The organism is Thauera aromatica (assembly GCF_023093595.1).
GTDB lineage: Bacteria > Pseudomonadota > Gammaproteobacteria > Burkholderiales > Rhodocyclaceae > Thauera > Thauera aromatica_A.
On record NZ_JALLIK010000087.1, the window covers coordinates 45,851 to 51,945 of the forward strand.

10 protein-coding genes are annotated in these 6,095 nt (G+C 54.7%); 4 read left to right on the forward strand and 6 right to left on the reverse strand.

The genetic code is table 11. The features are described from left to right. Positions 1–23 precede the first annotated feature (23 nt). The 3 genes from MXC99_RS04805 to MXC99_RS04815 all read left to right on the forward strand — a co-directional run bounded on the left by MXC99_RS04805 (position 24) and on the right by MXC99_RS04815 (position 2,388). Entirely contained in the window at positions 24–224 is a 201-nt protein-coding gene (locus MXC99_RS04805; protein ID WP_247724407.1) for a SlyX family protein, read from the forward strand. A gap of 77 nt (positions 225–301) precedes the next feature. Then, positions 302–778, forward strand: coding sequence for a CreA family protein (locus MXC99_RS04810; RefSeq protein WP_432654229.1), 477 nt, complete (start codon positions 302–304; stop codon positions 776–778). A 161-nt stretch (positions 779–939) separates the two neighbouring features. Continuing rightward, positions 940–2,388: a tryptophanase gene (locus MXC99_RS04815; RefSeq protein ID WP_247724408.1), complete on the forward strand. Its 1,449-nt coding sequence runs from the start codon at positions 940–942 to the stop codon at positions 2,386–2,388. Between the two features lie 92 nt (positions 2,389–2,480). Here the strand turns inward: MXC99_RS04815 and MXC99_RS17050 are convergent, their stop codons facing one another. The 6 genes from MXC99_RS17050 to MXC99_RS04840 form a co-directional block, all read right to left on the reverse strand. After that, positions 2,481–2,657, reverse strand: coding sequence for a DNA-binding protein (locus tag MXC99_RS17050; protein ID WP_432654232.1), 177 nt, complete (start codon positions 2,655–2,657; stop codon positions 2,481–2,483). A 9-nt stretch (positions 2,658–2,666) separates the two neighbouring features. Continuing rightward, on the reverse strand, positions 2,667–3,158 hold the full coding sequence (locus MXC99_RS04820; RefSeq protein WP_172739456.1) for a hypothetical protein: 492 nt from the start codon (positions 3,156–3,158) through the stop codon (positions 2,667–2,669). Positions 3,159–3,266: 108 nt separating this feature from the next. Continuing rightward, positions 3,267–3,917, reverse strand: a complete 651-nt coding sequence (locus MXC99_RS04825; protein WP_247724409.1) for a hypothetical protein — start codon at positions 3,915–3,917, stop codon at positions 3,267–3,269. Positions 3,918–3,996: 79 nt separating this feature from the next. Further along, positions 3,997–4,683 carry a hypothetical protein gene (locus MXC99_RS04830; protein WP_247724410.1) on the reverse strand — a complete coding sequence of 229 codons (687 nt, stop codon included), beginning with the start codon at positions 4,681–4,683 and terminating at the stop codon, positions 3,997–3,999. A gap of 171 nt (positions 4,684–4,854) precedes the next feature. Beyond that, the gene (locus MXC99_RS04835) at positions 4,855–5,310 is read right to left on the reverse strand and encodes a hypothetical protein (RefSeq protein ID WP_247724411.1); all 456 of its coding nucleotides are present in this window, start codon (positions 5,308–5,310) and stop codon (positions 4,855–4,857) included. Continuing rightward, on the reverse strand, positions 5,286–5,729 hold the full coding sequence (locus tag MXC99_RS04840; protein ID WP_247724412.1) for a hypothetical protein: 444 nt from the start codon (positions 5,727–5,729) through the stop codon (positions 5,286–5,288). Before MXC99_RS04840 ends, MXC99_RS04835 begins: the two co-directional genes overlap by 25 nt. 130 nt (positions 5,730–5,859) lie before the next feature. Here MXC99_RS04840 and MXC99_RS04845 point away from each other — a divergent pair, with 130 nt between their 5' ends. After that, entirely contained in the window at positions 5,860–6,033 is a 174-nt protein-coding gene (locus MXC99_RS04845; protein ID WP_432654230.1) for a phage integrase N-terminal SAM-like domain-containing protein, read from the forward strand. The last annotated feature ends 62 nt before the right edge of the window (positions 6,034–6,095 follow it).

The window sequence follows — 6,095 nt, forward strand, 5'->3', positions numbered from 1 at the left end:
CGCCTGCACGCATCGGAAACGTCATGGAAGATCGCATCGAAACACTGGAAACCAAGCTGATGGCCGTCGAAGACCTGGTCGACGAACTCAATCGCACGGTCTGGCGCCAGCAGCAGGAGCTCGACCTGCTGCGCCAGCACCTGCGCCAGCTCGCCCAGCAGGTGAAGACGATCCAGCCGGCCAATCCGCTGCGTCCGGAAGACGAGATCCCGCCGCATTGGTGACTTCTCCGGAGCCGGCCCGCGTTTCACTCTCCGTGCTGCCGCAGGCTGCGCGCAGCCCCAACCCGAACGAGGAGCGCATGACCTTGAAAACCGCCACCGCCCTGCTGGCCTTCGCCCTGACCCTGGGCATGAACGCGCACGCCGAAGAGGTCGGCAGCGTCGACACCGCCTTCAAGCTGATCGGGCGCAACCACCAGGTGGTGGTCGAAGTGTTCGACGACCCCAAGGTCAAGGGGGTGTCGTGCTATGTGTCGCGGGCGCGCACCGGCGGTATCAAGGGCAGCCTGGGGTTGGCCGAAGATACCGCCGACGCTTCGGTCGCGTGCCGCCAGGTGGGCGAAATCGCGTTCACCGAGGCGCTGCGCCAGCAGGAGGAGGTGTTCTCGCAGAGCGCCTCGATCCTGTTCAAGAAGATCCGCATCGTGCGCATGGCCGACGTCAGGCGCAACACCCTAGTGTATCTCGTGTACAGCGACAAGCTGATCGACGGCAGTCCGCAGAACAACGTCACCGCCGTTCCGCTGCCGCCCGGCCTGCCGCTGCGCATGCGCTGAGCGTCCGGCGGGCACCGGGGCAAAACGTCGGGGGCCACCCCCCGGAGGCGAAACAGCGGCGGCGAATCGCCGGACATTTGCCGCCGGTCAACGCAGCGAAAGGTCGGTCGTGGTCCGATTGGCGCCTTTGATCACAACACGGCGTGTGGAGGAAAGCAGGCATGGCGAAAGTGAAATTTTACGGTGGCGAGTCGGTTCCCCTTGAAATGCACAAGGTGCGCATCGTCCAGAAGCTCAACCTGCCGCCGGTGGAACGCCGCCTGGAGGCGATCACCGAGGCGGGCAACAATACCTTCCTGCTGCGCAACGCCGACGTCTTCATGGACATGCTGACCGACAGCGGCGTGAACGCGATGAGCGACCAGCAGCAGGCGGCGATGATGATCGCCGACGACAGCTACGCCGGCAGCGCCACCTATACGCGCCTCGAGGCCAAGCTGCAGGACATCTTCGGCATGGACTACTTCCTGCCTGCGCACCAGGGCCGGGCCTGCGAGAACATCCTCGGCCAGGTGCTGGTGACGCCGGGCTCGGTGGTGCCGATGAACTACCACTTCACCACCACCAAGGCGCACATCACCCTCAACGGCGGCATCGTCGAGGAACTCGTGTCCGACGCCGGGCTGGAAGTCGTCAGCGTCCATCCGTTCAAGGGCAACATGGACGTCGCCAAGCTGCAGGCCGTGATCGGCAAGCACGGCGCCGACAAGATCGCCTTCGTGCGCATGGAGGCGGGCACCAACCTGATCGGCGGCCAGCCGTTCTCGCTCGAGAACCTCGCCGACATCCGCAAGGTCTGCGACCAGCACCGCCTGCTGCTGGTGCTCGACGCCAGCCTGCTCGCCGACAACCTGCACTTCATCAAGAACCGCGAGGAAAGCTGCAAGGCGCTGAGCATCCGCGAGATCACCCGCAAGATGGCCGACCTGTGCGACGTCATCTATTTCTCCGCGCGCAAGCTCGGCTGCGCCCGCGGCGGCGGCATGTGCATGCGCAGCGAGGAACTGTACCGCCGCATGCGCGGGCTGATTCCGCTGTACGAAGGCTTCCTCACCTACGGCGGCATGTCGGTGCGCGAAATGGAAGCGCTCACCGTCGGCCTCGAAGAGACCATGGACGAGGAGGTGATCAACCAGGGGCCGCAGTTCATCGGCTACATGGTCGATGAGCTGCAAAAGCGCGACATCCCGGTGATCACCCCCGCCGGTGGCCTGGGCTGCCACATCAACGCGATGAAGTTCGTCGACCACATCCCGCAGGCCCAGTATCCGGCCGGTGCGCTGGCTTCGGCGCTGTACATCGCCGGCGGCATTCGCGGCATGGAGCGCGGCACCCTGTCCGAGCAGCGCGAACCCGACGGCACCGAGATCTTCGCCAACATGGAGCTGGTCCGCCTGGCCCTGCCGCGGCGCGTGTTCACCCTGTCGCAGGTCAAGTACGCGGTCGATCGCCTCGAATGGCTGTACGCCAACCGCCGCCTGATCGGCGGGCTGGTGTTCACCGAGGAGCCGGAAATCCTGCGCTTCTTCTACGGCCGCCTGGCGCCGGTGTCGAACTGGCAGGAAAAGCTGGTCGCCAAGTTCCGCGAGGATTTCGGCGACAGCCTCTGATCGGGGTTTTCGTCGGTTTTTCGGCGCTCGGAAGCGGGCGCGACGGGGTAGGCGGCCTGCGCGGCTTTTCGCGCAGGTCTGCCGGGCCCCTGTTACGTATGCCTGGCCTCGGCGCGCAGTCTCAGCCCGAGAGCACCGATTATCTTGAGAATCGTGTCGAAGTCGGGACTACGTTCCCCTGAAAGGGCTTTGTAGAGGCTCTTTGTAACGCTTGAGTTCAGCCGCCGCGTAGCGGTCGGCTGCGACGAAATGTTAGATAACGAAATTATTCAATAGGCTTACTTGGAAACCTCAATGACTGCTGGCGCCTCGAATCGGGCCCCTTTTGTTGAGGTGGCAAATATTCTTGCATTCTTTTGCTCCCCCAGTCTGATGTCGTCGAGAAGTTGTTTGTCGATTTTTATCAGATCTGGAATATTGAATATTGCTTGCTCACCCGGAGATAGGATTTTGGCGTTTTCTGTATTTGCATAAAATGCATGCGTTGGCAAATCGAAATCTTGATAGCCAACCTCCAAAATTCGAGTGGGGACGCTCCCAATGTTTGTAAGCAATATAGCCGCCTCAAGATCCTTCCTTTCTTCTACGCCACTAATCATTCTTAAATCTAATGGGTTTAGAGGCGTTTTGTTGTGAACCATTTTTAGTTCAATTTTTACCTTTTCTTCAATCGAGTCTTGTCTTGTTTTATATTGGAAGTAGGCAGTGGTAACTGAGACGGCGAGAGCGAGGGCGGACATTCCAAGAGAAAGTATTTCGTATTTATTCATGGTTTTATTTTTCTCTTTGATATTTCCGCTGCGAGTGAAACCAATTCTCTTTGATCATCTAACGTCTGAGTTCAGCGGGCGCCGCAGGCGGTCCGCTGGAATGATTGGTTAGCCTGCACCGCGTAGTGTGGTGATGAATTTCATGATCGATTCGTAGTTGGATAGGAGCCAAGAAGCAACGATGCCGATGACTGCCCACTTGACGGTAGCGCGGATCCCGCTCCTGCTTTCTTCCTGCACCGGCTTCAGGATGTTTTTGTAGACGTCATCGTAGTTCTCTGCAACCTTCCGAATACTCTCGAAGTGCCGTTCGATATCTTCTAGCGGCTTCTGAAGTGGTTCGAGGATCGGATTAATGGCAAGTTGTTCCCTTGCTTGCTTGATGTGCTTTTCTGACTCAGAAATGTCAAACATCAGCCGATTGGGATCATGTTGAAGTAGTGATTTGATCCGCGTATCGAGAAGACTCTTATCGTTACTGATTTCTGCCAGGCAGGACAGGAGGTGAACTGGCGTCTCTTTCGTGACCGAACAGATGATGATGGGTGCAAACCCGTCTTCCCCAATGCTTTCGAAGTAGATCGCTTTCTGCTCGGACAGCTCGAAGAGATATTCTTCGATTTTGTGGCCGCCCAGCGCCCATAGTTCCTCGATTCCCTCGCTCTTAAAGTCAACGTCCTTCTTGTCATCAGCTAGTTTCAATAGAACGGCCAGAATTTTGGCCTTTAATAATGGCTGCTTGGAAAGTTGACGAGGCATAGGTTTTTTCACAGGCTAACGCGCGAGCTCAGCCGGCGGCAAAAAGCGCAGCTTTTTGACGGTCGGTTGGAGCGAATGGTTAGGCCGTAGATTCTGGGAGTACGATGACATTAGAGAGGGTGCGATGGTAGTGATAAAAGTCGGCAGCTTCGAGTTGATCGAAAGGATCAGGAGGGCTTCTGTCGGACCCCATCTCATAGATCATATATTCGTAAAGCTCTTGTCTATTCTTGTTGTAAAAATTATCAATCTCTTCCTCCGAAGGGGAGAATCTCACTTTGCTTTCGTTCTGACTTGTGCCTTGATGGTTCCATCGTGAGATTTCGTGCGAGCGGACTAGATTATTGCGCTTTAGCCAACTGAAACGCAACGCCTCTTGCACGAGCCTTTCATATGAGAATGGATACAGCTTTCGGAGTAAATCCCAGCCCAGATTTAGAAGGTTCTTGCGCGTGCTCGCATGGCCCGATTGTGTGTTAAGTAACGCAATAATAGATTCGAGCAGATCGACCCCCAGCCGGAAGTCTCCACTCATAGGGGTGACCTGTATCCGATGAGGAGCAAGTCGGGCAATTTCTTCAAGTTTGGTGAGTGAATCAATTACCTCGACATCTATTCTTTCTCTTTCGATTTGTGCCTCAATGTAATTATTTATTTTCCCATAATGTACATTGAGTTCACTGACCAGCTGGTTAATCCTCTGCTCCGGGAACGAGCTTAATCTGTAAATTTGGATCTGGTTGATTTGAATTGCAATAATGTTCATGAGTTATTGTAAGTGGCGGTTATGTTGCATGCGTTTTCGGCCTAACGTCCAAGCTCAGGGGCGCTGCGCGGCTTTATCGCGCAGCGTCCCTTGGAGCGCAGTGTTAGGCAATATTGCCGTATCGCCAGCGCCGACTTTTCAGAACAGTTGCCACCGGGTTGCATCACGAAATTACAGCTTCGACAAGTCCAATGTCGTGGTGTCGATTTCAATATCCAGATCGGCACCGCTATGCATTGGAATTCTGACTTTGAATGGCTTTCTAACAAGATCGGCATCAACGCTAGGGACAATGCATTTATTTAACCCCTTTTCATTTGCATCCAGCTTGTGAATTACACCCGCACTGTCTTTCAGAAGCAGATACTTCTTGTTGCAGGAAGTAGCTCCTGAAAGAGGCTGCACAAATAGCGATACGGTATTTCTGTTTTTGTTGTAGCCACCTATTAAATAAATCGCACGATTAGCCTCGGCTTCTTTTTCGGTAGTGACAAACCCCTTGTTTGTCTCCCCAGTGAAATCATCAAGCTTACTAAAATGCTCACCAGCGTGCAGCATGGGGGAGCAGAAAAAGAATAAGACTGCTAATTTTAATTTCATATTTACCCGCATTTGATTTTCTCCCATTTGTCCTCATGAACACCAACATCTGATTCAGAAAAGTCTTTGGCGATATACCAAGATCGTGATTTGTTATTCCTGTCTGGGTTTTCCGGTGAGGCTAACGAATCAATTTCAGACTTTGAGAGTATGAGATACCGGCTGTGTGCTTTTTCTAAGTCAAGAAGAACAACAACAAGATAGTCAAATGCCAGCGCATTGCTGAGTGTGACTGTGCGTCGATTGTTTTTTGGCCAGTCAATGGTCTTCACCTGTACGCGAATCACTCTCTCGAATTCGCCGTCTCTTCTAATGACCGCGACGTCCCATCCTTCTTGGGTTGGGCCTTGAACGATAAATGCCTCATGTCCTCGCTTCAATAGCTCAGCGAGAGCGAGGTACTCACCGATAGCGCATGTAACAGACTTGCTTAGGTCGGAGTTCATAGATTGCCTAACTATAAGTGGACCGCCTAAATGACGGATCTCAACCCGTCAGCACGAATGTATGCACTCTACATCAAGACGACTTCATGCAACAATACAATCCCTTACGTTTTTTTAGCGTGTCCTACCCATGACTGCAGACCCGTCAGCGCCAGCGTCGCCGCGATTGCTCGACCGTGTCCGGGAGCGCATCCGCGTAAAGCATTACAGCATCCGCACGGAGCAGGCGTACGTTGATTGGATACGGCGGTTCATCCGTAAGCGCTCCACGAACCCCATCCTTCCTGGGCTCGCTACGCTGTGATCAACTGCTCAGCCTTGAGATTCCAGGGCAGGAGAGCCTCGAAGTGTTCGACGGTGGTGGCG

Bases quoted from the DNA above. Each gene is read 5' to 3' on its own strand.
- MXC99_RS04805 (WP_247724407.1), top strand. From the start codon at position 24: ATGGAAGATCGCATCGAAACACTGGAAACCAAGCTGATGGCCGTCGAA.
- MXC99_RS04810 (WP_432654229.1), top strand. From the start codon at position 302: ATGACCTTGAAAACCGCCACCGCCCTGCTGGCCTTCGCCCTGACCCTG.
- MXC99_RS04815 (WP_247724408.1), top strand. From the start codon at position 940: ATGGCGAAAGTGAAATTTTACGGTGGCGAGTCGGTTCCCCTTGAAATG.
- MXC99_RS04820 (WP_172739456.1), bottom strand. From the start codon at position 3,158: ATGAATAAATACGAAATACTTTCTCTTGGAATGTCCGCCCTCGCTCTC.
- MXC99_RS04825 (WP_247724409.1), bottom strand. From the start codon at position 3,917: ATGCCTCGTCAACTTTCCAAGCAGCCATTATTAAAGGCCAAAATTCTG.
- MXC99_RS04830 (WP_247724410.1), bottom strand. From the start codon at position 4,683: ATGAACATTATTGCAATTCAAATCAACCAGATCCAAATTTACAGATTA.
- MXC99_RS04835 (WP_247724411.1), bottom strand. From the start codon at position 5,310: ATGGGAGAAAATCAAATGCGGGTAAATATGAAATTAAAATTAGCAGTC.
- MXC99_RS04840 (WP_247724412.1), bottom strand. From the start codon at position 5,729: ATGAACTCCGACCTAAGCAAGTCTGTTACATGCGCTATCGGTGAGTAC.
- MXC99_RS04845 (WP_432654230.1), top strand. From the start codon at position 5,860: ATGACTGCAGACCCGTCAGCGCCAGCGTCGCCGCGATTGCTCGACCGT.